The organism is Variovorax sp. 05N34 (assembly GCF_056397405.1).
On the sequence record NZ_JBFTNI010000002.1, the window covers coordinates 233219 to 257769 of the forward strand.

Sequence of the window (24551 nt, forward strand, 5' to 3'; positions counted from 1 at the left end):
CTACCGGGCCGCGATGGCCGCACTGATGGTGCGCCCCAGCGTGGGCGCGTCCACCGGCTTGCGCAGCAAGGCCAACGCGTGCCGGCGCGCGGCGCCGACCACCGCGTCGTCCTTGTCGGCGCTCACCATCACGACGGGTAGCGAGGGTTCGAGTCCGCGCAGGCGCTCGACGGCCTCAAGGCCTTCGACGCCGCCGCCTAGGCGAAAGTCGACCACCGCGGCATCGCAGCTGGCGCCCGAGAGCTGGGCCAGCGCGTCGTCGAGCGTGGCCGCGGCGAGCGCGCGGCAGCCCATGGCGGCCAACGCATTGACATAGGCGCCGCGCACCATCGAATCGTCGTCCAGCACCAGGACGCGCCGGCCGGCCAGGCTCCAGGCGGGCTCCAAGGCCGCGGGCGCCGCCTGCGCCGTGTCGGCCAGAGGCAGCCGCAGCACGAAGGTGGCGCCGGCGCCGGGCAAAGACTCCACAGTGAGGGGCAGCTTCAGCAGGTCCGCCATGCGGCGCACGATCCCCAAGCCGAGGCCATGGCCGCTCACGGTTGCGGGGCCGTCCGCGCCGAGCCGCACCAGGTCTTCGAAGATCAGTTGGTGATGCTCGGGCGCGATGCCAGGGCCCGTGTCGCGCACCGTGAGCTCCACATCGCCTTCATGCGGCAGCACCTGCAGCTCGACCCGTCCACCGGCCGGCGTGAACTTGATGGCGTTGTCGACGAGGTTGGCGAGGATCCGGCGCAGCAGGTCCGGATCGGAATGCACGGCCAGCTCGGGCGGGCAGTGCCAGTCGAGCTGCAGCTGGCGCCCGGCCGCCGCGGCGCCGAAGCCGCCCATCACCGCGGCCACCAGGCGATCGAGCTGCACGCGGCGCGGCTGCGCCACGACCACGCCGGCGTCCAGCTTGGAGACGTCCAGCAGGGCATCGAGCATGGAGCAAAGCTGCTCAAGACTGGTGTCGACCACTTCCGAGACTTGCCGGGCCTCCCCGCTCATCGACAGGTGCCGCAGCGCGCCGACGTTCAGTGCCATCGCCTGCAGGGGCTGGCGCAGGTCGTGGCTCGCGGCGGCGAGGAAGCGGCTCTTGTCCTGGTTCGCCTTCACCGCGGCATCCCGCGCCACCGCCAGTTGCGCCCGCTCGAACTCCAGGCTGGTGGCCAGTGCCTCGTTCTCGAGGCGGATGCGGAATGACTCCTCGAAGGTCTCCAGGTTGCGCCTGGCAAAGCGGGACTGCACGCCAAAGAACATCAGCACCAGCGCCGCGATGCCCAGGCCGAGCCAGGTTCCCGACAACGCCCACATCAGCGCCGTTGGCACAAAGAGGAGGCTGGCATAGGCGAGGAAGGCGGGCCTGATGGTGGCGCTGGTGGAGACCGCGCCGGCGCCCCAGGACACCAGGATCATCGTGAGCACCGCATCGAGCGATGGATCGAGCCAGCTCATGAACAAGGCGGCCGAACCGTTGCATGCGCCGATCAGCGCATTCCACAGCACGGTCGCGTGCAGTCGCGCGGCAATGGGCTGTTGCCGGTCGCTTGCCATGTGCGCGAGTGCCGACGCTCGCAGCTCGCGGCTGCCGATAACGGCGGCGAACCAGGCCAGCACGACCGCCGGCGGCACCGACTGCCAGACGATGGCCGCCACGATGGTCGCTGTCAGCAGGATCTGCCAGCGCAGGCCCACTGCCTGATCGGCCACGACCTGGAGCCGGCGCTCGTCGAGTTCGAGCGATGCGCCATCCATCAGGGCAGCGGCCTCGGCGTTGGCATTCAGGTTCTTCATCATTGAATATCCAGCGTGGCCGCGGCCTGGGCATCGAAGACGCGGCACAGCGCATCCGTGCGATTGCGCGCCCCGAGCGCCCGATAGACCATGGACAGGTGCACCTTCACCGTGCCTTCGGCGATGGCCAGCTGGCGCGCGATCAGCTTCACCGGCGTGCCGCGAATGGCCAGGGCCAGCACCTGGCGCTGGCGCGGCGAGAGCTCGTTGCGCAGAAAGCGCGCCAGGTCCTCGCGCGGCAGCTCGTCGGGCTCGCGCGCACGGGTCACGTCATCGCTGAGCACGAACTCGGCCGGCAGATAGATGCGATGGCGCAGCACGACCCGCAGCGCGGCCTCCATGTCGGCGAGCCGGTATGACTTGGGAATGAAGCCGGCTGCGCCGGCGTCGATCACCTCGCGCACGCGCTGGGGCGAGCTCTCGGCCGACTGCATGCACACGGGTGTGGCCTCGAAATGCGCCTTGACCGCACGCAGCGCGTCCGGGCCCGAGAGAGTGGGCAGGTGATAGTCGAGCAGCACCAGGTCGAAGTCGGCTGCGGTGTGCTGGCATGCGCTCTCGACATCGCGGCTGGCCTCGAAGGCGAAGGGCTGGCCGGGCTCGATCTCCGCGGCGAGCTGCTCGAGCAGGCGGCGCGTGCCGTTCCAAACGATCTCGTGGTCATCGACAAGCAGGACTCGCATGGGCACCTCGTTGTCTTGCGACGCTGAAACGCGATCTCCCGCATTCCGGCTCGAAGGGTAGTCCAAAGACCAGCGATTGGCGCCTATACCAACGGCCTAGTCAGCGCGCTTAGCGGCTTTCGGCCTCGACTAGCCCGGGCGCGCAATTGAACGCGGCACCCCGCCGGCAGACACTGCATTGCACCGACCGACCCCCGCGTCGCATCCCCAACAACAAGGAGCCGAGCATGAACCTCAGCATCGAAGCACCCGTTGCGCGGCCGCACGCCGCCAATGCGCGGCGGCTCTTCGCGCCCCGGCCGCTGCTGGGCGACGAGGCCCTGCCCTTGGGTCTTTCGCCGCAGCGCTTCGCGCATCTGCTGGAGGAAGTCGAGGCGCTGCTCTTTTCCGTGCGCAAGCCGAGCAGCGAAGCGATGGAGGGCGACCGCGCCCTGCTGACGCTCATGTTCACCGACATCGTGGATTCTTCCGGGCATGCCGAGCGACTGGGCGACGAGGCCTGGTCGCGGCTGCTGGAGCGCCATCACACGATCGTGCGTGCGCAACTCGCCACCTGGCGCGGCAGCGAGCTGGACACGGCCGGCGACGGCTTCTTCGCGAGTTTCGACACGCCCACGCGCGCGGTGCGTTGCGCCCTCGCCGTTCGAAGGGCGCTGCATGCGCTCGGCATCGAAATTCGTGTTGGACTGCACACCGGCGAATGCGAGCGCCTGGGCAACAAGGTCGCCGGGCTTGCCGTCCATGTGGCGGCGCGGATCGCGGCCGGGGCGGCCGCTGGGGAAATCATGGTGTCGGGGACGGTGCGCGACCTGGTGATGGGCTCGGGCCTGTGCTTTTCCGGCGGCGAGTGCCATGCGCTCAAGGGGCTGTGCGAGCCATGGCGGCTGTACCGGGTCTGCGGCGACCGGCCGGCTCAGCCCGGCGATGGTCTGCGGCTGCACGGCTGATTGCCATGCATTGCAAGCCGCCCTTTCAACGTGGTGCATTTGGCGGGATGATGCGGAAACGAATGATTGCCAACATCGATGTCTCTGCACCACTTGCTCGCTGACTACGGCTATGTCGCCGTGCTGGCTGGGAGCTTGCTGGAGGGTGAAACCATTCTGATCCTGGCGGGGTTCGCCGCGCATCAGGGGCACCTGTCGCTGCCGTGGGTCATGGCGACTGCCTTTTTCGGTGGAACGCTGGGCGATCAGATCTTTTTCTTCGTGGGCTGGCGCTACGGCGATGCGCTATTGCGGCGCGTGCCGCGCATGGCGCCCAATGCCGAGCGGATCAACCGCTTGTTGCTGCGGCACCATGCCTGGCTGATCGTCGGCATCCGCTTCATGTACGGGGTGCGGATCGCTGGCCCGATCGCCATCGGAATGAGCGATGTGCCGGCACGACGCTTTCTGATGTTCAACCTCATCGGCGCGGCAATCTGGGCTTTCATCATTCCCGGCCTCGGATACATGTTCGGGCACACATTGAAGTGGCTCGTCGTCGACCTGGCGCGCTACGAGGTGATTGCGCTGGCGGTCATCGTCACGCTTGCCGTATTGATCGCGCTGGCGCATCGCTGGCACGCGCGCCGCACAGCCAACGAGCCGCCCAAGTCCTGAACAGCCCGTCGTACGGCGGAGAAGTACCGCACCGGGCGGCGCAAGTGCGCCATTGTTTCCCCCGAACGAACACTGCAGTTCTTTTTGCATTGGTTCTGTCCGGGTAATTTGCCCCAAACTCCTCTTCACACAGAGGCAGCAATGAAAACGACATGGAACTTCATCTTGGCCGGCGCAGTGACTTTGGCATCTGCGGCCGGAATCGTCACTGGCGAAGCCGCAAAGGGTGAGCTACGCCTGGCCGAGGCGGCCACGGCCGTGAGCGCAAGCCCCAACGCATTCGCGTGGCTGACGGGCGGCGTGGCGTCCGTCGCTTCGGCCCAGTAAACAAGGCAGGAAAGACAAGGCAAGAAAGCGGGGTCGCGCGCGGGCTTGTCTTTCAGCGCGGGCCGAGGCAGAGTCGGGCGACTTTTTGGGAGCCCAAGCAATGTCATCCAGCCCGATCGAAACCTGGCACCGGCTCGTCACGGAGCGCGATGTTCGGGGCCTTGACGCACTTCTTGCCGACGACGCGGTCTTCTATTCGCCCGTCGTCCACACCCCTCAGGTCGGCAAAGCCATCACCAAGGCCTATCTCGCCGCCGCCTTCAGCGTCTTCTTCAATCCGTCTTTTCGCTATGTTCGGGAGCTCACGGGCGAGCGCGACGCCGTGCTCGAATTCCAGGTCGAGCTGGACGGCATCAGCGTCAATGGCGTCGACATGATCAAGTGGAACGAGGAAGGCAGGATCACCGAGTTCAAGGTGATGCTGCGCCCCCTGAAAGCCGTGAACCTGATTCACCAGAAGATGGGGGCCATGCTTCAGGCGAATCGGTGATGCACGGTCTGCGGCCCCACCCTCAATCCGCGGGAGGCAGGTTCAGCGCCCTGGCGACGCCTGCGCCGTACGCAGGATCGGCCTTGGTGCAGTTGGCGATGTGGCGGCGCTTGATGAAGTCCGGCGCATCGCCCATGGCGCGGGCCGTGTTGTCGAACAGCACTTGCCGCTGCGCGGGCGCCATCAGGCGGAACAGGTCGCCCGGCTGCTTGTAGTAGTCGGCGTCGTCTTCCCGGAAGTTCCAGAAGTCCCCATCGCCGCGGATCTTCAGCGGCGGCTCGCGGTAGTCGGGCTGCTCCTGCCACTGATTGAAGCTGTTCGGCTCGTAGTGCGGCAGTCCGCCATAGTTGCCATCCACACGCCCCGCACCGTCCCGGTGGTTGCTGTGCACCGGGCAGCGCGCTGCGTTCACGGGAATCTGGTGGTGGTTCACGCCCAGCCGGTAGCGTTGCGCGTCGGAGTAGGCAAACAGCCGCGCCTGCAGCATCTTGTCCGGAGACACGCCGATGCCTGGCACCAGGTTGTTCGGCGCGAAGGCGCTCTGCTCCACGTCGGCGAAGAAGTTCTCGGGATTCCGATTGAGCTCCACGACACCCACTTCGATCAATGGGTAGTCCTTCTTCGGCCAGACCTTCGTGAGATCGAATGGGTGGTAGGGCACCTTCTCGGCGTCGGCCTCGGCCATGACCTGGACATACATCGTCCACTTCGGAAAATCTCCGCGGCCGATGGCGTCGAACAGGTCGCGCTGATGGCTCTCCCGATCGCCACCAACGATGGCGGCGGCTTCCGCATCGGTGAGGTTCTTGATGCCCTGCTGGGTCTTGAAATGGAACTTGACCCAGAAGCGCTCGTTCTTGGCGTTGACGAAGCTGTAGGTGTGCGAGCCGAAGCCGTGCATGTGGCGGTAGCTCGCCGGAATGCCCCGGTCGCTCATCACGATGGTGACCTGGTGCAGCGCTTCGGGCAGCAGCGTCCAGAAGTCCCAGTTGTTGGTCGCGCTGCGCATGTTGGTCTTGGGATCGCGCTTGACGGCCTTGTTGAGATCCGGAAACTTTCGCGGGTCCCGCAGGAAGAACACGGGCGTGTTGTTGCCCACCATGTCCCAGTTGCCTTCTTCCGTGTAGAACTTGAGGGCGAAGCCGCGGATGTCGCGCTCGGCATCGGCCGCGCCGCGCTCGCCGGCCACCGTCGTGAAGCGGGCGAACATCTCGGTTTTCTTGCCGACGGTGCCGAAGAGCTTGGCGCGGGTATACGCAGTGATGTCTTTCGTCACCGTAAAGGTGCCGAAAGCGCCGGAGCCCTTGGCATGCATGCGGCGCTCGGGAATGATCTCGCGGTTCAGGTTGGCGAGCTTTTCGATCAGCCAGACATCCTGCATCAGCAGCGGGCCGCGCGGGCCAGCGGTCATGCTGTTCTGGTTGTCGACTACGGGGGCGCCGAAGGCAGTGGTCAGTGGGGTTTTCTTGGGGGCGTCGCTGGAGTCGCTCATGGTTTCCTCTCGGGTGTCATTGGTTGTACGCACAAGGGCAGCAAATCTGGCACCTTCACGGCCAAAGCGCAACTGCGTCGTTCGGAGGGTGATTTGCCGAACGTCGCGTCTTCGGTCACGGCTTGGCCTTCTTCGATGATTTGGCCTTGCTCGCCTGATTGTGGGCGATAGCTTCGAGAACGAGCGCCTTGAACGCCGACGCATCGACTGCCTCTCCTTCGAGGATGTCGATGGCGCGTCGCACGTTGCCGTCGAGACTCGAATTGAAGAGACCGGCCGGGTCCTTCAATGAAGCACCCTTGGCAAAAGTCAGTTTGATCTTGTCCTTGTAGGACTCACCCGTGCAGATGATGCCGTCGTGCGACCAGACCGGCGTCCCCATCCACTTCACCTCTTCGAGGACTTCGGGGTCCGCTTCCTTGATCAGCTCGCGCATCCTGCCCAAAGTCGCCCCACGCCAGCCGCCGAGTTCGGCGACCTTCGCAGAGATGAGCTCGGATGCTGATGGTGATGGTGGCTGGCCTTGGGTGGCTTCCGACTTTTTCATGCATTTGCCTTGGTTTTCATTCGCACGGCAACGGAGGATAGCCCCAAGACGTTCGCCTTGCGCAATGCGCAAGCGAGTGCAAAATTGCGGGCCATGAACAAACTGATCTCGGCAATGCTCCTGGCGATCACGGGACTGACGGCGTCCGGATCCGCAATGGCTCAATGGCACAACAGCCCCCAGTTCGATCGAGATCTCAGGGCCTGCGACCGCCGCGGCGTGAATTTCGATCGATGCATGTGGGAGCGAGGCTGGCAGCGCGGCGGCCCCGGTCAGCGGTGGAACCACAACCAGAACTGGCATCGCCCGCCCAACAATCCCAACTGGCACAGCCCTCCGCCGAATCACTGGAACAACTCGCCGCCGCGGCGCAATCAACCGCGGCTCAGCGACATGCAGCAGCGCGCGCTCGACAACTGCCGCCTGCTGGCGCCTGCCGAGCAGCCACGGTGCCGCGCCACCGTCATGTCGACCGTAAGACGTTAGTTGTTAGTTCGGCGCTCCGCCTACGTGAAGGCGGAGCGCAGGACTGCCCAAATTCCCGGAGGTGACGGGAGACTGGCATTTCGACTCGCAACCGGCACGAGGAAATAGCCATGAACGATCCGAAGCGCCCCGCCCAATTCTCATGAGGGAGGCCATAGAAGCCTGGTTCTCCGAGCTGGGATGGGTGCCCTTCGGCTTCCAGCGCACCGTGTGGCAGGCGATCGCCGATGGGCACTCGGGCCTGCTGCATGCGACCACCGGCGCGGGAAAGACTTACGCGGTGTGGCTCGGCGCCTTGCTGGCCCTGGCCGAAGAAGCACCCACCCAAGCCGGTCCTCGCATCCGCCCGCCGGCCCCTTTGCGCGTGCTCTGGCTCACGCCGATGCGGGCGCTCGCAGCGGACACCCTGCGTTCGCTTCGGCAGTCGCTCGAAGCCCTCGCGCCTTCGATGCAACCCTGGAGCGCCGGGGCGCGCAGCGGCGATACGCCTTCAGCCGAGCGCGCCGCGCAAGACCGACGGCTTCCCAGCGTCCTCGTCACGACACCCGAGAGCCTGTCGTTGATGCTGTCGCGTGCCGATGCCGAGCAAACGCTCGGTTCGCTGCGTCTCGTGGTCGTCGATGAGTGGCACGAGCTGTTGGGCAACAAGCGGGGCGTGCAAGTGCAACTCGCGCTCGCGCGATTGCGGCGCTGGAATGCAGGCTTGCAGGTGTGGGGCATGTCCGCGACGCTGGGGAACCTCGAAGAAGCCATGCGAACGCTGCTCGGCGGCCGCCAGGGCGTGCTGGTGCAGGGCGACGTGCCGAAGACGCTGGTTGTCGATTCATTGTTGCCAGCGCACGCCGATCGATTTCCTTGGGCCGGACACCTCGGCATCACGATGCTGCCGCAAGTGGCCGACGAGATCGCCACAAGCCGAACGACCCTTGTCTTCACCAACACGCGCTCGCAGGCGGAGATCTGGTATCAGGCCCTGCTGGAGACACGCCCCGAATGGGCCGGCGAGATTGCGCTGCACCATGGCTCCCTCGATCGCGCGGTGCGCGAATGGGTCGAACTCGGACTCAAGGCCGGCTCGCTGCGCGCGGTAGTGTGCACGTCGAGCCTCGACCTCGGAGTGGACTTTCTTCCGGTCGAGCGTGTGCTGCAGATCGGCTCGGCCAAGGGCGTCGCTCGCCTTCTTCAGCGGGCGGGTCGCTCAGGGCACGCGCCCGGCCGCCCTTCGCGCGTCACGCTGGTGCCCACGCACAGCATCGAGATCGTGGAAGGCGCGGCCGCGCGCGCCGCCATCGCGCAAGGGCACATCGAACATCGGCATTCACCCATTCAGCCGCTCGACGTGCTGGTGCAGCACCTGGTGACGGTCGCGCTGGGCGGCGGCTTCGCAGCGGATGCGCTCTATGACGAAGTCCGCGACACGGTGGCCTATGCCGACCTTTCACGCGAGAACTGGCAGTGGTGCCTGGATTTCGTCTCGCAGGGAGGCGCCTCTCTGGCGGCGTATCCGGACTATCGGCGCGCACTGCCGGGCGATGACGGCATCTGGCGCGTCCCCGATGCGCGACTCGCGCGCCGCCATCGCTCGAACATCGGCACCATCGTGAGCGATTCCAGCATGACTGTGCAGTACCTGAGAGGCGCAAAGTTGGGCAGTGTCGAGGAAAGCTTCATCGCGCGCATGAAGCCGGGTGATTGCTTTCTCTTTGGCGGCCGAATGCTGGAACTGGTGCGCGTGCACGACATGACTGCACTGGTACGCCGAGCCAGCGGGCGCCGTCCGGTCGTGCCACGCTGGAACGGCGGACGCATGCCCCTGAGCAGCACACTGGCTGACGCGATGGTCCAGCAGCTCGCGCTGGCAAACGAGGGGCGCTATGAATCGGCCGAGATGCAGCGAGTCCGCCCGCTCCTCGAGCTGCAGCAGAAATGGTCGGCGCTGCCCACGCCGCAAACGCTGCTGGCGGAGACTCTCGTGACGCGCGAAGGCACGCACCTGTTTCTCTACCCCTTCGCGGGCCGTCCGGTACACATGGGCTTGGCGAACCTCATCGCCTGGCGCGCCGCGCAGCATGCACCGGGCACCTTCTCGATCGCAGTCAACGACTATGGCCTGGAACTGCTCAGCGCCGAACCCGTGGACTGGCCCACGCTGCTGCCCGGGCTCCTGCAGCCGGGACATGACGCGCAAGCCCGCGAAGCCATCGCCTTGCATGGCGCCGACGAAGGCGAACGGATCGCGCTGCTGCACGAAGTGCTCGCGAGCCTCAACGCAACGGAACTCGCGCGCCGACGCTTTCGCGAGATTGCTCGCGTTTCAGGACTGATCTACCAGGGCTACCCCGGCGAGCGGCGCAGCAATAGGCAACTGCAGGCCTCGTCGTCGCTCTTCTACGAGGTCTTCCGCAAGTACGACCCGGCCAATCGGCTGCTCGCACAGGCGGAGCAGGAACTGCTGTCCCAGGAACTCGAGATCAACCGCATGCAGGCGAGCCTGCGGCGCATGGCGGCGCAGCGGCTGGTGCTGCGGCCGCTTGCAAGGCCGACGCCGTTCGCCTTCCCGCTGATGGTCGAACTGTTCCGCGAGAAGCTGTCGAACGAAAACGTCGCGGACCGCATCGCGCGCATGGTGGCGCAACTGGAAAAGGCGGCGGGCGATGAAGCGCGTTCGGAGGTGAGCAATGTGCAAGCGGTGTCCGCCAATCTGCAGTTCGGTGTAGATGCCGTCGATGCGATGTCGCCGACCACCAGCGAAGGCGAAGGCGGCAAGCCGCGCCGCTCGCCAGAGCGAAGAAGACGCGCAAACTAGAGAACCTAACCTGACATGGCTTCCAGCACACTGCCCTCATGCCAAGTCATCTGGGCCAATGAGCGACTGCATCTTCTGCCGGAGCGCGCGCTGTGGTGGCCGGCACGGCGCACGCTTTTTGTGGCGGACCTGCATCTGGGCAAGGCCGCCGCTTTCCGCGCGCTCGGCCAGCCCGTGCCTTCAGGCACGACAGGAGGCAACCTCGATCGGCTCGACGCGCTCATTGGCGGCCTCGAAGCGTCGGCCGTTGTTTTCCTTGGCGACTTCCTGCACGCGCGGGAGGCGCGAACCGCGCGTCTGCTGGATGCGCTGGCCGAATGGCGGACGCGGCGCCGCTCAGCGGCGATGACGCTGGTGCGCGGCAACCATGACAGCCGCGCCGGGGACCCGCCCCCTTCGCTCGACATCGAGATCGTCGACGAGCCATGGCTGCTCGGGCCCTTTGCCTGCTGCCATCATCCTCAACAGCATCCGACTCACTTCGTGCTGGCGGGGCATGTGCATCCGGTCTGCCGATTGCAGGGGCGCGGGCGGGACAGCGTGAAGCTGCCCTGCTTCTTGGCCGAAGGCAGGCAAGCCGTGCTCCCGGCGTTCGGCGAATTCACCGGTGGATGGATGATCGAGCCTGCACCGGAGCGCAGTTTTTACGCCGTCGGCGGCGGAGCAGTCTGGGCCGTTCCGGCACAGACCATCCGATGAGGTGGCCACGGGAAGCAACTGCCCGATCAGCCCCCGTCCTTCCCACCCTGTTCCTTCTCACCGCCTTCTTCGTCGTCGCTGCTGTCCGTTTCCTCGTTCTCCATGTCAGCGTCCGGGACCTTGGGAGGCGGCGGCTTCGCAGGCGCCGGGCCGCTGGGGGCAGTTGCGTTCATCGACGACTCCTTGAAATGCGCAGCGGCGAAGCTGCCTGCTGCATCGAGCCACTGTGGGAGCCGCAAAGCGCGGCGCGTGTCAGCCAGCCAGAGGGACGGATGTGCGACCGGGCCTATCTGACGAACTCACGTCCGGACAGCAGCCCGTTGGGGAACGAATCGCACGCAGAGAGCCATGAAAACCAGCAGCAGCAAAGATGCGTAGAGGCGGTTCAGGTGCAAGCCGCCTTCCTTGATCGGTTTGTCCAGGAAATCACCGAGCGTCGCTCCAAGAGGCCGCGTGAGCACGAACGCAGCCCAGAACAGCAGCGTGCGCGAGATCCGCGTCCAAAAATAGAGAGCGGCGACAACCGCCAGACCTCCGCCAAAAATCAGCGCGCCGATCTCGTAGCCGAGCCCGAGGCCGCCCCGGTCGGCGCCGGCCGTCCAATCGCCCAGTGCGGTGCCGAGCGTCTGCGAAAACAGGATCGTGACCCAGTAGAACCATTCGGCTTTCGGCGTGGTGATGCTCTCGACCGAAACCGTGCGCTCGGACCAATACCAGGCGCCCAAACTCACAAGCAGGAGGCAGGCAAGCAGGGCCACGCCGCCCGGGTAGCCGAGACCCATCGAGCGGTCCGCAAAATCCGCAATCGTCGTGCCCAGGGTCGTCGTGCCGACGATGGTCGCCCAGTACAGTGCCGGATGAAAGCGCTTGACCTTGACCTGGGCAGCGACAAGCCCCACGAAGATTGCCGTAAAGACCACGCATCCCACGAGGTAGCCGAGCTTGAGTGACATGGTTACCCAGTCGCCGCCAGTCTCGCCCAGCGTGGTCGCGGCGATCTTGATGATCCAGAAGCCCAGTGTGACTGCCGGGACTTTGCTCAGCCGGAAGTCCACATGTGAGCTTGCCGCAGTCGCATCCTGCATCGCATTCTCCTTGGAAGTGGGTTCGACGATATCGCTCGGACCTGATCCCAATCTGAATGCCTGCGGGATGGCTGCTGCCAGACAGACTCCCTTCAAGGCGTCAGGTGCTGAGCCCCTGAGAGGAATCTCCACCGGCGCGTCGCCCTCAAAGCCCCAGGTACGCCCGACGCAACCCCTCGTCCGCCAGGAGCGTGCTGCCGGGTCCCGACATCACGACCTCGCCATGCTCCAGCACATAGCCGCGCTGCGCCAGGCTGAGCGAACGGTGCACGTCCTGCTCGACCAGCAGGATCGTGATGCCGCGGGCATTGATATGCGGCAACTTCTCGAAGATGTCCTTGACCATGATGGGCGCGAGGCCGATCGAGGGTTCGTCGAGCAGCAGGAGCCTGGGTGACGTCATGAGCGCGCGGCCGATGGCCAGCATCTGCTGCTCGCCGCCGCTGAAGGAGCGCGCCCGCTGGCGCCGCCGCTCGCGCAGGCGCGGGAAGAGCGAGTAGACCCACTCGAGGTTGTCGCGGCTGCGGCGCTCGTCGCGCAGCACATCGCCGCCGACGCGCAGGTTGTCCTCGACCTCCATGTGTCCGAAGAGCCGCCGGCCTTCCATGACTTGCGCCATGCCCAACCGCGCGATCTGGTGCGATGGCTTGCCGCTGATGCGTTCGCCGCAAAAGCGCACCTCGCCGGCGAAGGCCGGCAGCGTGCCCATCACCGTGCGGATCAGCGTGGTCTTGCCGGCCCCATTGGCGCCGACCATGCAGACGATCTCGCCTTCGCTGACGTTCATGTCCACGCCGCGCAGCACCTGAACGTCGCCGTAGCCGGCGTCCAGTCCCTTGACTTCCAGCATCATGCGTGAGCCTCCCCGAGATACGCCTTCACCACTTCAGGGTCGTTCGCCACCGCATTCGGCTCGCCCTCCGAGATCTTGCGGCCGTGATGCACGACCACGATGCGGTCCGACATCTGCATGACTGCTTTCATGTTGTGCTCGATGACCAGCACACTGACGCCGGTACGGCGCAGGTCCAGCACCAGCGACACCATCTCCGCCGTTTCCACGCCGGTGAGGCCGGCCATCACTTCGTCGAGCAGCAGGAGCCGAGGCTGCGTGGCGAGTGCCTTCGCGACCTCCAGCCGCTTGCGTCCCGACAGCGTGAGCGTGCGGGCGACCTGCTGCTCGCGTCCACCGAGGCCGACGCGGCGCAGCACCTTCGTTGCCACCTCCGCCGCTTCGTCGCGGCGCGGATAGCGCAGGAAGGCGCCGATCATGGCGTTCTCGAGAACCGTCATCTCGCCGAAAGGCTTGACGATCTGAAAGGTGCGCACCAGCCCGGCGGCGCAGATGTACGCGGCGCTCTGGCCATCGACCCGGCGGTCCGCGAACCAGATCTCGCCGTCGGTGGGCGCGAGGAAGCCGGAGGCCATCGCAAACAGGGTCGTCTTGCCGGCGCCGTTCGGACCGATCAGGCCGACGATCTCGCCTTCATCGACCGAAAAGCTGACGTTGTCGGAGGCCCGCAGGCCGCCGAAGCTCTTGCCGACACCGCGGAATTCGAGCAGCTTCATGGTGCGCCCTCGGCGGCGCCGAGGGCCGCGGCCCGAGTCGCGCGCCTGCGCTCGCACCAGCGCTCGAAGATCGCCATCAGCCCGCGCGGCTCCCAGCGGATCACCAGCATCAGCAGCAGGCCATACAGCATCATGTCGACGCCGACGAGGCCACCCGAGACGGTGCGCGCGAGTTCCTCGCCCGGCAGCAAGAGCAGCGCACCGATGATTGGTCCCCACAGCGTGCCGCGTCCGCCGATGATGCAGACCACCGCGATGACCACGCCGAGGTTGGCGCCGAACACCTTGTCGGGGCTGATGTAGAGCACGAACTGGGCGTAGAAGGTGCCCCCCAGCGCGGTCAGCGCGGCACTCAGCATCGCGGCCAGCATCTTGTAGCGCAAGATGGGCACGCCCAGAGCCAGCGCCGCTTCCTGGTCGTTGCGCACCGCTGCGAGGTAATAGCCGAAGCGGCTGCGCAGGATCTGGCGATTGATGAACCAGGCGGCTACCGTGAAGACCAGGGCGATCACGTAGTAGAACTCCTTGCGTGTGTGCTGGAAATACAGCGGCGCGTCGCGCAGCAGGGTCACTTCCATGCCGCGTGGCCCGCCCAGCAGGCTGTCGGCGTTCTCGACCAGCGTCTTGAGCACCATCGCGGTGGCGATGGTCGCCAGCGCAAAGTAGGCGCCGCGCAGTTGCATGCATGACAGACCCACCACCACGGCGGCGACGACGGCGATGGCGGCGCCGGCCCACATGCCGAGCCAGGGGCTGAGCCCGAGGTGCACGAACAGCCAGGTCGACGTGTAGGCGCCGATGCCGAAGTAGGCCGAGTGGCCGAGCGAAAGCTGACCGGCAATGCCGCCCAGGATGTTCCACGACAGTGCAAGATAGGCGTACAGCAGCGTGAGGACGGCGATCGACAGCAGGTATTGGCTGTCGGCCAGGAGCGGCACGACGACCGCGGCGGCAGTGAGCGCCACCCTCGCGCCGGCAGGGAAAGTGCGGGTGCTCATCATTCGTTCTCCACACCGAAGAGTCCGCTCGGGCGGAAGTACATCACCCCGAGGAACAACAGGAAGATCAGCGCTTCGGCGTAGGTCACCGGAATCAACTGGCTGCCCACCGATTCGAGCACGCCGACGATGATGCCGCCCCAGAAGGCGCCAGCCACCGAGCCGATGCCGCCGAGCACCACGATGACGAACGCCCGCATGCCGAAGGTGTCGCCGACGAAGGGGTTCGCCGGATAAAGCGGCAGCAGGAGCGCGCCGGCAACGCCGAGCACGCCCAGGCCGATGGCGAAGGACAGCTGGTAGACACGGGCGCTGTCGATGCCCAGCACCCCGGCTGCCTCGCGATCCTGACCCGTGGCGCGGATCGCGCGGCCGGTGCGCGTGTAGCGCAGGAACGCGACCAGCCCGCCCGTGATCAACGCGCCAAACACCAGGCCGGCCACTTGCGGGTAGGTAAAGATCAAGTCGCCGATAACCAAGACCTCGTTGGCCCACGGACTGTCGACCGAGCGGCTGTCGGGGCCGACCAGCGCGAGAAACCCGTAGTCCATGAAGATCCACAGCCCGGTGGTGAAGATCAGCACGCCGATGGGTTCGCGTGCGATCTCCTTGCGGTAGATCGCATCAATGAGCCAGCGCTGGCACGCGTAGCCGACCACGAACAACACCCCCGCGGTCAGCGGCGCGGTGACCAGCGGGTGCAGCCCGGCCTGGGTCGCCAGCGCGTACGACACGTACATGGCCATCATCAGGAAGGAGCCGTGCGCGAAATTGATGATCTTCATCACGCCGAACTGCAGGCTCAGGCCCAGCGCGATGAGGCCGTAGATGGCCCCGCTGGCGATACCGCTCAGCAGGGCCTGTAGATAGGTGCTCGACAAGAAATGCTCCTTGCGGAAGAAATGAAAGCCGGCCGCCTTTGCGGGGCGGCCGGTCGCGGCGCACACGGCGCGCGCGGCGTTCAGGGCGTGGATGCGTTCGCCGGCCACACCATGCGGTAGGTCTTGGACGCCAGGTTCTCCGGCCAGATGGTGCGGTACTCGCCGGCCGGCGTGATCTGCTGCATCACATAGCGCTTCTTCGGGTTCTGGCCCTTCTCGTCGATGACGATGTCATAGCCGACCAGCTTCGTGAGATCCGTGCCCTCGATCCGAGTCTTCGCGAGCGCATTTCGGATGGCCTCGGGGTCGGCCTTGCCGGCGCGTTCCAGCGCATCCTTGATCACCCAGGTGGCGACGTAGGCGCTCACCGAGAGCTCGTTGGGCTCGACCTTGTTCGCAGCCACGAACTCATCCCAGAACTTCTTCGCGAAAGGCGTCGTGATCGAAGACTCGTAGCCGGCCCAGCCATTGGTGGTGAACACCTGGCTCGCGATGCCCTTGCCCACCAGCGGAATGAAGTTGCTGTCGATCTGCCCGCCCGCGCTGCCGACGTAGGCCATCGCGCCCACCTGCATTTGCGCCAGCAGCTTGTGCAGTTGCACGGCGTCGGCCGAGTAGGCGGTGACCGTCACCACGTCCGGCTTCTTGCCCTTGATCTTGAGCACCAGCGGACGCAGGTCCGGTGAGTTCGGCGGGTAGCCTTCGTCGAGCACGACCTCGATGCCGGCCGCCTTGAACTTGGCGCGGAGCGTGTTGGCCATGTCCTGGCCCCAGTCCGTGTTCTCGTAGACCATGGCCACGGTCTTGGCTGGCTTGCCGGTAGTCTTTCCGGCGAACGAAACGAAGTCGGCCATGCTTTCAGCGTTGGACGAGGCCGGCACCTGGGTCGGACGAAACACGTACTTGAAGCCGCGCTCGGTGATGTCGGCCTTGGCCGCGAGGTCGACCACCCACGGCGTGCGGTACTTCTCGGCCACTGCGGTTGCCGGGAAGGTCACGCCGCTCTGGAAAGCGCCCAGCAGCACGGGCGTCTTCTCGCGCGTGATCAGGCGCTCGACCTCGGTGATGGCCACCTTGGCATCGCCGCGCGTGTCGACCTCGATCAATTCGAGCGGCGCGCCGCCCATCGACTTGATGCCGCCGCTTTCGTTGATGTGCTTGACGGCCAGGTGCGTGGCACGCGACATGTCCTTGCCGATCGATGCCGCGGCGCTGCCTGACAGCGGAATGAGATAGCCGATCTTCACTGGATCGGCAGCGTGGACGAGGCTGGCGCCGAGCAGGCTGCTGGCGAGCAGTGCGCCGGCAAGGCCGGCTTTCAGATGACGATGGCGGCGGTTGTTCATGGTGTCTGTCTCCTTGTAGAAAAAGAAAGTGCCGGATGGCGTCTCGAAAACTCAACGGTCGCTCGGCGCCCCATCCAGGACTTCATAGACCGCTTGAACCAGCCGGTCCGCGCGCGCATTGAGCAGCACGCCCGGGCCCATCCGGTTCATCGTGTAGCCGAAGCCCAGCCGGCGCGATGGCGAGGCGAAGGCCAGCGAGCCGCCCGCACCGACGTGGCCGAACGCGTCCCGGCCGATGCAGGCGCTGTCCAGTCCCCGTGCCCGGTTGTCCATCTGGCGCATGAAGCCGGCCGCGAAGCGCGTGGGCACCCGCAGGCAGGCGTCGTCGTGCGTGGCGGAAGACACCGCCGTGGCCTTGGCCAACGTGTCCTCCCGGAGCAGCCGGAAGCCGCCCCGCTGACCGCCGCAAGCCAGCGTGCCGTACAAGCGCGCCAGGCTTCGTGCGTGGGTGATTCCACCGGCCGCGCCGATTTCGGCCGCGTGGCCGGCCCGGCTGTTGAAGCCGCTCGGGCGCCAACCGCCGGTGTTCTTCATGTACAGCGCGGTGGGGCTTTGCGGCTCCTGCATCAGCGCGCGTTCGAACGCGTTGCCGGGCACCGAAATCGGCGCGGGCGGCGCAATGGTAGCGACTCGCGACTCCTCGCTCGACGGCAGCCCGATCCAGAAGTCCAGGCCGAGCGGCTGCGCCACGTGCCGATGGAAGAACGTGCCGAGCGAGCAGCCGCCGATGCGCCGCACCAGTTCACCGAGCAGCCAGCCATAGGTCAGCGCGTGATAGCCCACGCGCGTGCCTGGGGCCCAGAATGGCGCCTCCCGTTCGAGCCGTTCGACCATGAATTCCCAATCGAAGGCCGCTCCATCAGGCAGGCGCTCGCGCAGCGCCGGCAGTCCCGCGGAATGGTCGAGCAGCATGCGCGTGGTGATCGATTCCTTGCCGGCGCCGGCGAAAGCCGGCCAGTAGCGCACGACCGGCTGGTCGAGGTCGAGCTCGCCGGCCTCGGCCAGCAGATGAATGCACAGCGCGGTCGCCGGCTTGGTGTTCGAGAACACCACGCTCATCGTGTCGCGCTGCCACGGCGTGCCGCCTTCGGCATCGGCCCAGCCGCCCCAGAGGTCGACAACGCACTCGCCGTCGATCTCGATGGCGAGCGACGCGCCGAGTTCGCCACCGTGGACCAGGTTGTGCTCGAAGGCCGCGCGCACCGCGTCGAACGCAGGTGCGCAATGGCCGGCGCTGGGCGGCAAGGCTTTCAAGTCGGACATGGTGCGGATCAGCGCGTGAGCGGCGCGCGGGCGCCGAAGCCGAGCAGGTAGCGCGCGTCGTTCGACAGCGTGGGCACCACTTCAGGCGGCAGCGTGCTGGTGAAGTCGGCAAACAGGCGCAGCCACGAGACGTTGTAGTTGCAAAGGATCGCGCGGCGCTGGCCATCGGTGTGGTTCGGCCCGGAGCGGTGCCAGGTGTTCGACAGCCAGATCGCCACCGAGCCTGCCGGCGCGGTGAGGGTCACTTCGCCTTCGAGCGGATCGCTGCCCCAGGGCGGCGACTTGCGCAGCTTGTGGCTGCGCGGCATCACGCGGGTGGCGCCGTTCTCGGCGGTGAAGTCGTCGAGCATCCAGACGTTCTGCAGCGTCAGCGGAAACTCGGGCAGCGGCTCGGCGATCTGGCCCAGCGGCGCATCGACGTGCCAGGCCCCGCCGCCGGTGCGCGGCCCGATGCTGGTGGATTGGAAGTCGTGCAGATTGCAGTCCTGCCCCATGACGTGGCGCACCATCGGCAGCACCACCGGGTGCTCGATGAGAGGGATCAGGTCGGGCGCCTTGTCGAGCAGGTTCCACACCCGTTGCGACTGGTCGTTGTCGAACAGCGTGGGCAGGTGCAGGAAGTTCTTCGACACCTTGTGGATCGGCACGGGCCAGCGCGTGTCGGCGTTGTCGCGGCGGTACTGGTGGATGCGCGCCACCATGCGCTGCGCCTCGGCGTCGCTCACCGTGTAGTGCTTCTTGTAATAGGCGAGGATCTCCGCGTCGTCGTCGTGCTGTTCGCTGTCGGGTGCCAGCGGATTTGCAAGCTCATGGGCCATCACCTCTGCCACGCGTTCGCGCGCTTGCGCGAGCTGCGCGGCATCGAGCACGTTCTCGATCACGGCGTAGCCTTCTTCGGCAAGTTGGGTTTGCAGGGCCTGCAGGTTCAGTTCGGTCTTCATGGTGTCCTTGGAGTCCTTGGAGGAAGCGGGGAGATCGCGACGGGTTCGAGGGTGTTGCGCGCCAGCTTGCCGACGCTGGTACGCGGCAGCCGTTCGACGATGCCGACGCGGCGCGGTACCTTGTAGGCCGCGAGCTGCGCGGCGCAGTGATCGAGCAGACGCTGCACGTCGGGCCGATGGCCGGGAGCCGGCGTGACCCAGGCATGCACCACCTGGCCCATGCGCTCGTCGGGTGCGCCGAACGCGGCCGCCTCGCCCACTTCGGGCTGGGACAGCAGCACCTGCTCGACTTCGATCGGGTAGACCTTGAAGCCCGCGACGTTGATGGTGTCGTGCTTGCGGCCCTGGATGTAGACGTAGCCCTCGTCGTCCCTCAGTGCGACGTCGCCGGTATAGAGCCAGCCATCGCGCAGCGTGCGGGCCGTCAGCTCGGGCAGGTTGCGATAGCCGGCCATCACCTGTGGCCCGCGGACGCGGATCTCTCCGGCTTGCCCGGGTGGCAACGGCGTCGCGCCGTCTTCCACGTCGACCACTTCAAGCTCGCAGGCGGGCACCGGCAGGCCCACCGAACCCGGCCGGCGTTCGCGGTGCATCGGGTTGAAGGCCAGGCAGGGGCCGGCCTCGCTCATGCCATAGCCCTCGTAGATTGCGCAGCCGGTCGCCTGCTCGAAGCGCATCAGCGTCTCGCGCGGCAATGGTGCGGCGCCCGAGAAGCAAGCCCGCAGGCTGGCCAGCGCCTCGCGCGGCAGGCCGGGCTGCTTGAGGATGTCGTAGAAGATCGTGGGTGCTGCGGACATCAGCGTGACGCGATGGTCCGCGATCGCCTGCAGCGCCGCCTTGGCGTTGAAGCGGCGATGGATCAGCAATTCGCCGTGCGCGTACAGGCACAGGTGCAGCGACATCGACACCGCGGACACATGAAACAGCGGCATGGTGCACAGCACGATCTCGGCGCCCCGCCGGGTCGGCAGCCACGCTTCGCGCTGCGCGATGTTGAAGGCGAGCTGCCGATGCAGGATGTTCACGCCCTTGGGCAGCCCGGTCGTCCCGCCGGTGTACTGCAGGGTGGCCAAGTCCTGGTGCGTGGGAAGCTTGGCCGGCAGCGCGCAGGCCTCTGCCTGCAGTGCGACGAAGCCGCTGCCGTCTCCCGTGCACCACAGGGCCTCGCGGGGCAGCGCCGGCCGCAGTGCCTGCAGGTCGATCGTCACGCTCTGGTCGAACAGCACCATGCAAGGGTCCGCGTCTCCGAGCATGTGGGCGATCTCGCGCACGCTGTAGCCTGGATTCAGCGGCACCACTTGCGCGCGCAACGCATGCACCGCAAACGTGGCGACCGCGAGGTCGAGCGAATTGCGCATGACCAGCGCGACCCGGTCGCCGGGCCGCACCCGCGCGCCGAGCCGTCGCGCGACCGCGCCCACGAGTCCGGCGTACTGCCCATAGTTCAGGCGCACGCCCTCGAAGCTGAGCGCCGGGCGCTCAGGCGCTTCGGCGGCGGCATCGCGCAGCAAGTGCACGACCGATTCCGGCACAGACGGCAAGCCGGCCGTCTCTCCATCGATTCGCGTCATTTGCAGTCCGGGCCGGCCTCGCGCCGCTTCTTGAGGTCGCTGGCTTCCCACACCGTGCGCCGGCCGCTTTCGTTGCCCAGGAGGGTGATCGGGTCCTTGTTGTCGATGTGCCCGTACTGGCCCTTGTAGATGCTGTAGCCGCACAGCTCCTGCAGCCGACGCGGGAGACGCCGCGCCACGTCTGCGGGTATGCCCAGCTGCAGGTTTTCCTGCTGGCGCAGCCAGCCCGCGCAGTAATAGCACGAGAGCGCATAGCGCCGCATCGACGTGGTGTTGGCGCCGCCCTTGTGCCAGAGCGCGCTGTCGAACAGCATGACGCTGCCGGCCTCCATGGTCGCCTGCGCCGTCTCGATCTCGGCACCGTAGGGCGGCGAACTGGGCTGCTTGTGGCTACCGGGAACGATATGCGTGGCACCGTTGTCCGATGTGAAATTGCTCAGTGCCCAGATCGCGTTGATGGCCAGCGGTCCGCGCGGGCGCGGCAGCGGGATCTGCTGCGTGTCCTCGTGCAGGGGCTGTGCCTCCTGGCCGGGGCCGAGCGTCAGCGAGCACAGCGACGACAGCAGCAACTCGCGGTCGAGCAGCCGCTCGGCCAGCCCGAGCACTTCGGGCTGCAGCGGCACCGTCCAGAACAGCTCGTCGTGCACCAGCAGGTTGTTGATGCGGACGGTCTTGAGCCCTTCGAATGAAGTCTTGGCATAGCCGAAGCCGTGCTCGGCCTCCACCCGGAGCAAGGCCTCGGTGAGGGCGAGCACACGGGATCTCGGAATGATCTCGGGCAGCACGACGAAGCCCTCACGCTCGAATGAGGCGAGCCACTCGTCCATTTGCTCGGATGTCGCCATCGGCGTTGTCTCCATCGTTGTCGAACAGGGTGCCTATCGTTGCCCGGGCCGGCCGCCAGGGCCAGAGCGCAGCGTCCACGGCGAACGTGCAAAGCGTCCACGGTCCATGCGTGACGATGAGCGCAGGTGCTGGCATGATCGGCGCGCTCCTTCAGTTGACCCATGAACGACTCGTCCTATCACCGCAGCACTCAGATCGTCCGGCCTGGCGAGCAATTCGCCTACTGGCGCGATGCCATCTGCGACGCCTACGTACCCCTCGAGCCCGAACGCGCCGAAGCGCCCGGCTTCAAGGGCCGCATCGACGGCCTCATGCTTCCTGAGTTGCGCAGTTCGACCATCACGGCCGAAGCGCATGAAGTCCGGCTCTCGAGCAGCGGCCTCGCGCGCCAGCAAAGCGCGCCCTTCTTCGTGAACCTGATGCGCGCCGGCGAGGTGGTGGTCCGACAAGATGGCCGCGCGCTGCGGGCCGGACCCGGCGACATCTACGTGGTCGACTGCGCGTCCACATGGGAAGTCGACTTCCGCTCGAGCTTCAGCATGTTCTGCATCGAGATCGATGACGCGCTCTTGCGGCCGCGACTCGGCCGTCGTGGGCGCCTTGTGTCGCCCGTGCTGACGGGCGACGGCGGCACGGGGCGCATTCTGGCCAACTACATGCGGCTGGTGCACGAACTGCCCTCGCAGGACCTGCTGCAGGTGCAGTCACTGATGGTGGGGCACTGCAGCGACCTGTTGTCCCGCGCACAAGTGTCGGAAAAACCGGACACCCGCGCCGACAGGCTCCGGTGCGAGATGCGCGACCGCATCCTCGCGCTGATGAGAAACCGCCTGTCCGACCGCAGCCTCACGCCGGACGCGGCGTGCGCCGAACTCGGCATTTCGCGCAGCTATCTCTTCAAGATCCTCGGCGAGTTCGGTCACACCTTCAGCGGCTACCTGCGGCAATGCCGCCTCGATGAATGCCATCGAGTGCTCAAGGAACAACCGAAGCGGCCCATCGCGGACATTGCCGCCGACTGGGGCTTCGACGAAGTCTCCACCTTCAATCGGGCCTATCGCGCCCGCTTTGGCCAGACGCCTAGCCAGGCCCGCGGGTGCATTTGATAGTAGGCGTACGTTCCTGTCAGGCCGCAGCCTGGACTGAACGCTTGCGCCGCAGTCCTCGAAGCACCGGAACAACCCAGATCAGCACCGACAAGACTGCCAGCGAAGCAGCGATCGGACGCGAGACGAAGCCCAGGAGATTGCCGTCGGACTTGATCATTGACGTGATGAAGTTCTCTTCGAGCATGCCGCCCAGCACCACGCCCAGAATGGCCGGAGCGATCGGGAAATCGTTCTCCTCGAGCAAGTAGGCAACGATGCCGGCGACCAGCATCACGCCGATGTCGAAGAGCGAATTGTTGATGGCAAACGCGCCGACGATGCAGAAGATCAGGATGAGCGGCATCAGCAGGTTGCGCGGCACCCGAAGGATGCGCTTGGACACCTTGATGCACAGGATCCCGAGCGGGATCATGATGAGGTTGGCCACGATGAAAAGTATGAACACCGCATAGATATTCTGCGGGTTCGTGGTGAAGAGGGTCGGCCCGGGGTTGAGGTTTTTCATGTAGAGCACACCGATCACGATCGCCGTGATGGAGTCTCCCGGAATGCCGAACACCAATGCCGGGATCCACGCACCCGCCAAGGCGCTGTTGTTCGCAGAGCCCGATTCGACGATGCCCTCGACGTGGCCAGTGCCGAACTTCTCCGGCTCCTTGGACAACTTCTTGCTCATCGCATAGGACATCCAGGCCGCGATGTCGGCACCGGCACCAGGCAATGCGCCGACGACCGTGCCCAGCGCACTGCCGCGCAAGATCTGAAGCGGGTATTTCTTTGCCAGCGCCCATTGGCCCGCCAGGACACTGCCGACCTTCTCGACCACCAACTCGGCCGGCGGCAGCGTGTCGACGGCATAGCGGATCACCTCCGAAATCGCGAACATGCCGATCATCATCGGGATCATGCCGATGCCGCCAGTCATCTCGGCGTTGCCGAAAGTGAAGCGCGGAAAGCCAGCCGGGTTGCCCAAGCCCACGCACGCCACGAGCAAGCCGAGCATGAGCGTCACGACGCCTTTGAGCGGCCGGTCCGACGTGATGAACACGGCGCAGGTCAGGCCCAGCAACACGAGCCAGAAGTACTCGAAGGAACTGAAGTTGAGTGCGAAGTCGGCCAGCGCAGGCGACGCCACGATCAGCACCGCGGTGCCGAAGAGACCGCCGACGGCCGAGAACACCAGGCCCGCACCAAGAGCGACTTCGGCCTGGCCCTTGCGGGTCATGGCGAAAGCCTCATCGGTATAAGCCGCCGAGGCAGGCGTTCCGGGGATGCGAAGCAGGCAACCGGGAATGTCGCCGGAGAAGATGGCCATCGCGGTGGACGTCACCATCGCGGCAATGGCAGGAATCGGCGCCATGAAGAAAGTGACCGGCACCAGCAAGGCCACGGCCATGGTCGCGGAGAGCCCCGGCACCGCGCCCACGAAGAGCCCGTACAGCGATGCAGCGATCATGACCAGCACGGTGTACGGGTCGAACACCATGGCAAAAGCCTGCGCGAGAGCTGTCGACATGCGTGTTCGATCCTCGGTGGCGTTGTTGCGGGCGGCCTACCAGGCGTAGGGCGTGAGCAGGCCCCATGGCAGCGGAACGCGAAGCAGTTTGTAGAACGCGGCGTGGATGAGCAGCGTCGCAATGACCGCCACCAGCAACGAGCGCCACGGCGGAACGCGCAATGCCGACATGACAGCCGTCAGCAGCAAGGTGGCCGTGATCAGGAAGCCGAGCTTGTCGACGGCCACCATGTAGAACAGCACGCTGCCGATGACTGCGCAGAACGCCACCACATGCCTGGGCGACTTCACCCAATCCCCGGGCTTGAACCAGCCAGTGTCATGGCGCCTGCGCCAGCCACTGATGGTCAACGCCGCGCCGCACACGCACAGGGCGAAAGCGATCAGCCCCGGGAACAGCGCCGGTCCGACCTGCTGGCCGGGGATGGGTGGATAGCTCTGCACCACCAGAAGTACCGCGATCCCCAGCGCCAGCAGGACGCAGCCGAAAACCGCGTCGTTCAATTTCATGACGTCACC

25 protein-coding genes are annotated in these 24551 nt (G+C 66.2%); 8 read left to right on the forward strand and 17 right to left on the reverse strand.

The features are described from left to right. Together AC1DMA_RS05480 and AC1DMA_RS05485 are read right to left on the reverse strand one after the other, a co-directional pair. Complete coding sequence (locus AC1DMA_RS05480; RefSeq protein WP_478143528.1) at positions 1-1773, reverse strand: sensor histidine kinase; 1773 nt, start codon at positions 1771-1773, stop codon at positions 1-3. Continuing rightward, positions 1773-2456, reverse strand: a complete 684-nt coding sequence (locus AC1DMA_RS05485) for a response regulator (RefSeq protein WP_478143529.1) — start codon at positions 2454-2456, stop codon at positions 1773-1775. The genes AC1DMA_RS05480 and AC1DMA_RS05485 overlap by 1 nt, the downstream gene beginning before the upstream one ends. Before the next feature lie 227 nt (positions 2457-2683). Between AC1DMA_RS05485 and AC1DMA_RS05490 the strand changes: the two genes are divergently transcribed. The 4 genes from AC1DMA_RS05490 (at position 2684) to AC1DMA_RS05505 (ending at position 4877) form a co-directional block, all read left to right on the forward strand. Then, on the forward strand, positions 2684-3403 hold the full coding sequence (locus AC1DMA_RS05490; protein ID WP_478143530.1) for an adenylate/guanylate cyclase domain-containing protein: 720 nt from the start codon (positions 2684-2686) through the stop codon (positions 3401-3403). A 78-nt stretch (positions 3404-3481) separates the two neighbouring features. After that, positions 3482-4060 carry a DedA family protein gene (locus AC1DMA_RS05495; RefSeq protein WP_478143531.1) on the forward strand — a complete coding sequence of 193 codons (579 nt, stop codon included), beginning with the start codon at positions 3482-3484 and terminating at the stop codon, positions 4058-4060. Positions 4061-4201: 141 nt separating this feature from the next. Further along, the gene (locus tag AC1DMA_RS05500) at positions 4202-4387 is read left to right on the forward strand and encodes a hypothetical protein (RefSeq protein WP_478124116.1); all 186 of its coding nucleotides are present in this window, start codon (positions 4202-4204) and stop codon (positions 4385-4387) included. Positions 4388-4487: 100 nt separating this feature from the next. Beyond that, positions 4488-4877 carry a nuclear transport factor 2 family protein gene (locus AC1DMA_RS05505; RefSeq protein ID WP_478124117.1) on the forward strand — a complete coding sequence of 130 codons (390 nt, stop codon included), beginning with the start codon at positions 4488-4490 and terminating at the stop codon, positions 4875-4877. A gap of 22 nt (positions 4878-4899) precedes the next feature. Here the strand turns inward: AC1DMA_RS05505 and AC1DMA_RS05510 are convergent, their stop codons facing one another. Then, positions 4900-6369: a catalase gene (locus tag AC1DMA_RS05510; protein ID WP_478143532.1), complete on the reverse strand. Its 1470-nt coding sequence runs from the start codon at positions 6367-6369 to the stop codon at positions 4900-4902. A 115-nt stretch (positions 6370-6484) separates the two neighbouring features. Next, positions 6485-6916, reverse strand: coding sequence for a DUF1801 domain-containing protein (locus tag AC1DMA_RS05515; RefSeq protein ID WP_478143533.1), 432 nt, complete (start codon positions 6914-6916; stop codon positions 6485-6487). 93 nt (positions 6917-7009) lie between these two features. On the opposite strand from AC1DMA_RS05515, the gene AC1DMA_RS05520 reads away from it, so the two are divergent. The 3 genes from AC1DMA_RS05520 to pdeM all read left to right on the forward strand — a co-directional run bounded on the left by AC1DMA_RS05520 (position 7010) and on the right by pdeM (position 10907). Next, a complete protein-coding gene (locus tag AC1DMA_RS05520; RefSeq protein WP_478143534.1) occupies positions 7010-7402 on the forward strand; it encodes a hypothetical protein in 393 nt (130 codons plus the stop codon). A 142-nt stretch (positions 7403-7544) separates the two neighbouring features. Beyond that, positions 7545-10208 (forward strand): ligase-associated DNA damage response DEXH box helicase, encoded by a 2664-nt coding sequence (locus AC1DMA_RS05525; protein WP_478143535.1) that lies wholly within the window; start codon positions 7545-7547, stop codon positions 10206-10208. 15 nt (positions 10209-10223) lie between these two features. Continuing rightward, complete coding sequence (gene pdeM / locus AC1DMA_RS05530) at positions 10224-10907, forward strand: ligase-associated DNA damage response endonuclease PdeM (RefSeq protein WP_478124122.1); 684 nt, start codon at positions 10224-10226, stop codon at positions 10905-10907. Between the two features lie 26 nt (positions 10908-10933). Here the strand turns inward: pdeM and AC1DMA_RS05535 are convergent, their stop codons facing one another. From AC1DMA_RS05535 to AC1DMA_RS05585, 11 genes are all read right to left on the reverse strand, one after another. Beyond that, positions 10934-11080 carry a hypothetical protein gene (locus tag AC1DMA_RS05535; protein ID WP_478124123.1) on the reverse strand — a complete coding sequence of 49 codons (147 nt, stop codon included), beginning with the start codon at positions 11078-11080 and terminating at the stop codon, positions 10934-10936. 126 nt (positions 11081-11206) lie between these two features. Then, entirely contained in the window at positions 11207-11992 is a 786-nt protein-coding gene (locus tag AC1DMA_RS05540) for a COG4705 family protein (protein WP_478124124.1), read from the reverse strand. Positions 11993-12137: 145 nt separating this feature from the next. Further along, positions 12138-12845 carry an ABC transporter ATP-binding protein gene (locus tag AC1DMA_RS05545; RefSeq protein ID WP_478124125.1) on the reverse strand — a complete coding sequence of 236 codons (708 nt, stop codon included), beginning with the start codon at positions 12843-12845 and terminating at the stop codon, positions 12138-12140. Then, a complete protein-coding gene (locus AC1DMA_RS05550) occupies positions 12842-13561 on the reverse strand; it encodes an ABC transporter ATP-binding protein (RefSeq protein ID WP_478124126.1) in 720 nt (239 codons plus the stop codon). Before AC1DMA_RS05550 ends, AC1DMA_RS05545 begins: the two co-directional genes overlap by 4 nt. After that, positions 13558-14559: a branched-chain amino acid ABC transporter permease gene (locus tag AC1DMA_RS05555; RefSeq protein WP_478143536.1), complete on the reverse strand. Its 1002-nt coding sequence runs from the start codon at positions 14557-14559 to the stop codon at positions 13558-13560. The genes AC1DMA_RS05550 and AC1DMA_RS05555 overlap by 4 nt, the downstream gene beginning before the upstream one ends. After that, complete coding sequence (locus tag AC1DMA_RS05560; protein ID WP_478143537.1) at positions 14559-15440, reverse strand: branched-chain amino acid ABC transporter permease; 882 nt, start codon at positions 15438-15440, stop codon at positions 14559-14561. Before AC1DMA_RS05560 ends, AC1DMA_RS05555 begins: the two co-directional genes overlap by 1 nt. A gap of 80 nt (positions 15441-15520) precedes the next feature. Further along, on the reverse strand, positions 15521-16786 hold the full coding sequence (locus tag AC1DMA_RS05565; protein WP_478143538.1) for an ABC transporter substrate-binding protein: 1266 nt from the start codon (positions 16784-16786) through the stop codon (positions 15521-15523). A 51-nt stretch (positions 16787-16837) separates the two neighbouring features. Beyond that, positions 16838-18049 (reverse strand): serine hydrolase domain-containing protein, encoded by a 1212-nt coding sequence (locus tag AC1DMA_RS05570; RefSeq protein WP_478143539.1) that lies wholly within the window; start codon positions 18047-18049, stop codon positions 16838-16840. 8 nt (positions 18050-18057) lie between these two features. Next, positions 18058-18990 carry a phytanoyl-CoA dioxygenase family protein gene (locus AC1DMA_RS05575; RefSeq protein ID WP_478124131.1) on the reverse strand — a complete coding sequence of 311 codons (933 nt, stop codon included), beginning with the start codon at positions 18988-18990 and terminating at the stop codon, positions 18058-18060. Continuing rightward, positions 18987-20561: an AMP-binding protein gene (locus AC1DMA_RS05580; RefSeq protein ID WP_478143540.1), complete on the reverse strand. Its 1575-nt coding sequence runs from the start codon at positions 20559-20561 to the stop codon at positions 18987-18989. The genes AC1DMA_RS05575 and AC1DMA_RS05580 overlap by 4 nt, the downstream gene beginning before the upstream one ends. Continuing rightward, the gene (locus tag AC1DMA_RS05585) at positions 20558-21406 is read right to left on the reverse strand and encodes a phytanoyl-CoA dioxygenase family protein (RefSeq protein WP_478143541.1); all 849 of its coding nucleotides are present in this window, start codon (positions 21404-21406) and stop codon (positions 20558-20560) included. The genes AC1DMA_RS05580 and AC1DMA_RS05585 overlap by 4 nt, the downstream gene beginning before the upstream one ends. A gap of 162 nt (positions 21407-21568) precedes the next feature. On the opposite strand from AC1DMA_RS05585, the gene AC1DMA_RS05590 reads away from it, so the two are divergent. Beyond that, positions 21569-22513 (forward strand): AraC family transcriptional regulator, encoded by a 945-nt coding sequence (locus AC1DMA_RS05590; RefSeq protein WP_478124134.1) that lies wholly within the window; start codon positions 21569-21571, stop codon positions 22511-22513. Positions 22514-22532: 19 nt separating this feature from the next. Here AC1DMA_RS05590 and AC1DMA_RS05595 read toward each other — a convergent pair whose 3' ends face one another. Then, complete coding sequence (locus AC1DMA_RS05595; protein ID WP_478143542.1) at positions 22533-24032, reverse strand: tripartite tricarboxylate transporter permease; 1500 nt, start codon at positions 24030-24032, stop codon at positions 22533-22535. A gap of 36 nt (positions 24033-24068) precedes the next feature. After that, entirely contained in the window at positions 24069-24542 is a 474-nt protein-coding gene (locus AC1DMA_RS05600; RefSeq protein ID WP_478124136.1) for a tripartite tricarboxylate transporter TctB family protein, read from the reverse strand. Positions 24543-24551 lie beyond the last annotated feature (9 nt).

Excerpts from the sequence above, each read along its gene's own strand:
- AC1DMA_RS05550 (WP_478124126.1), bottom strand. The coding sequence starts at position 13,561 with ATGAAGCTGCTCGAATTCCGCGGTGTCGGCAAGAGCTTCGGCGGCCTG.
- pdeM (WP_478124122.1), top strand. The coding sequence starts at position 10,224 with ATGGCTTCCAGCACACTGCCCTCATGCCAAGTCATCTGGGCCAATGAG.
- AC1DMA_RS05525 (WP_478143535.1), top strand. The coding sequence starts at position 7,545 with ATGAGGGAGGCCATAGAAGCCTGGTTCTCCGAGCTGGGATGGGTGCCC.
- AC1DMA_RS05520 (WP_478143534.1), top strand. The coding sequence starts at position 7,010 with ATGAACAAACTGATCTCGGCAATGCTCCTGGCGATCACGGGACTGACG.
- AC1DMA_RS05535 (WP_478124123.1), bottom strand. The coding sequence starts at position 11,080 with ATGAACGCAACTGCCCCCAGCGGCCCGGCGCCTGCGAAGCCGCCGCCT.
- AC1DMA_RS05580 (WP_478143540.1), bottom strand. The coding sequence starts at position 20,561 with ATGACGCGAATCGATGGAGAGACGGCCGGCTTGCCGTCTGTGCCGGAA.
- AC1DMA_RS05575 (WP_478124131.1), bottom strand. The coding sequence starts at position 18,990 with ATGAAGACCGAACTGAACCTGCAGGCCCTGCAAACCCAACTTGCCGAA.
- AC1DMA_RS05540 (WP_478124124.1), bottom strand. The coding sequence starts at position 11,992 with ATGCAGGATGCGACTGCGGCAAGCTCACATGTGGACTTCCGGCTGAGC.
- AC1DMA_RS05515 (WP_478143533.1), bottom strand. The coding sequence starts at position 6,916 with ATGAAAAAGTCGGAAGCCACCCAAGGCCAGCCACCATCACCATCAGCA.
- AC1DMA_RS05555 (WP_478143536.1), bottom strand. The coding sequence starts at position 14,559 with ATGAGCACCCGCACTTTCCCTGCCGGCGCGAGGGTGGCGCTCACTGCC.
- AC1DMA_RS05480 (WP_478143528.1), bottom strand. The coding sequence starts at position 1,773 with ATGAAGAACCTGAATGCCAACGCCGAGGCCGCTGCCCTGATGGATGGC.
- AC1DMA_RS05590 (WP_478124134.1), top strand. The coding sequence starts at position 21,569 with ATGAACGACTCGTCCTATCACCGCAGCACTCAGATCGTCCGGCCTGGC.
- AC1DMA_RS05565 (WP_478143538.1), bottom strand. The coding sequence starts at position 16,786 with ATGAACAACCGCCGCCATCGTCATCTGAAAGCCGGCCTTGCCGGCGCA.
- AC1DMA_RS05495 (WP_478143531.1), top strand. The coding sequence starts at position 3,482 with ATGTCTCTGCACCACTTGCTCGCTGACTACGGCTATGTCGCCGTGCTG.
- AC1DMA_RS05490 (WP_478143530.1), top strand. The coding sequence starts at position 2,684 with ATGAACCTCAGCATCGAAGCACCCGTTGCGCGGCCGCACGCCGCCAAT.
- AC1DMA_RS05500 (WP_478124116.1), top strand. The coding sequence starts at position 4,202 with ATGAAAACGACATGGAACTTCATCTTGGCCGGCGCAGTGACTTTGGCA.
- AC1DMA_RS05510 (WP_478143532.1), bottom strand. The coding sequence starts at position 6,369 with ATGAGCGACTCCAGCGACGCCCCCAAGAAAACCCCACTGACCACTGCC.
- AC1DMA_RS05505 (WP_478124117.1), top strand. The coding sequence starts at position 4,488 with ATGTCATCCAGCCCGATCGAAACCTGGCACCGGCTCGTCACGGAGCGC.
- AC1DMA_RS05595 (WP_478143542.1), bottom strand. The coding sequence starts at position 24,032 with ATGTCGACAGCTCTCGCGCAGGCTTTTGCCATGGTGTTCGACCCGTAC.
- AC1DMA_RS05585 (WP_478143541.1), bottom strand. The coding sequence starts at position 21,406 with ATGGCGACATCCGAGCAAATGGACGAGTGGCTCGCCTCATTCGAGCGT.
- AC1DMA_RS05570 (WP_478143539.1), bottom strand. The coding sequence starts at position 18,049 with ATGTCCGACTTGAAAGCCTTGCCGCCCAGCGCCGGCCATTGCGCACCT.
- AC1DMA_RS05545 (WP_478124125.1), bottom strand. The coding sequence starts at position 12,845 with ATGATGCTGGAAGTCAAGGGACTGGACGCCGGCTACGGCGACGTTCAG.
- AC1DMA_RS05600 (WP_478124136.1), bottom strand. The coding sequence starts at position 24,542 with ATGAAATTGAACGACGCGGTTTTCGGCTGCGTCCTGCTGGCGCTGGGG.
- AC1DMA_RS05485 (WP_478143529.1), bottom strand. The coding sequence starts at position 2,456 with ATGCGAGTCCTGCTTGTCGATGACCACGAGATCGTTTGGAACGGCACG.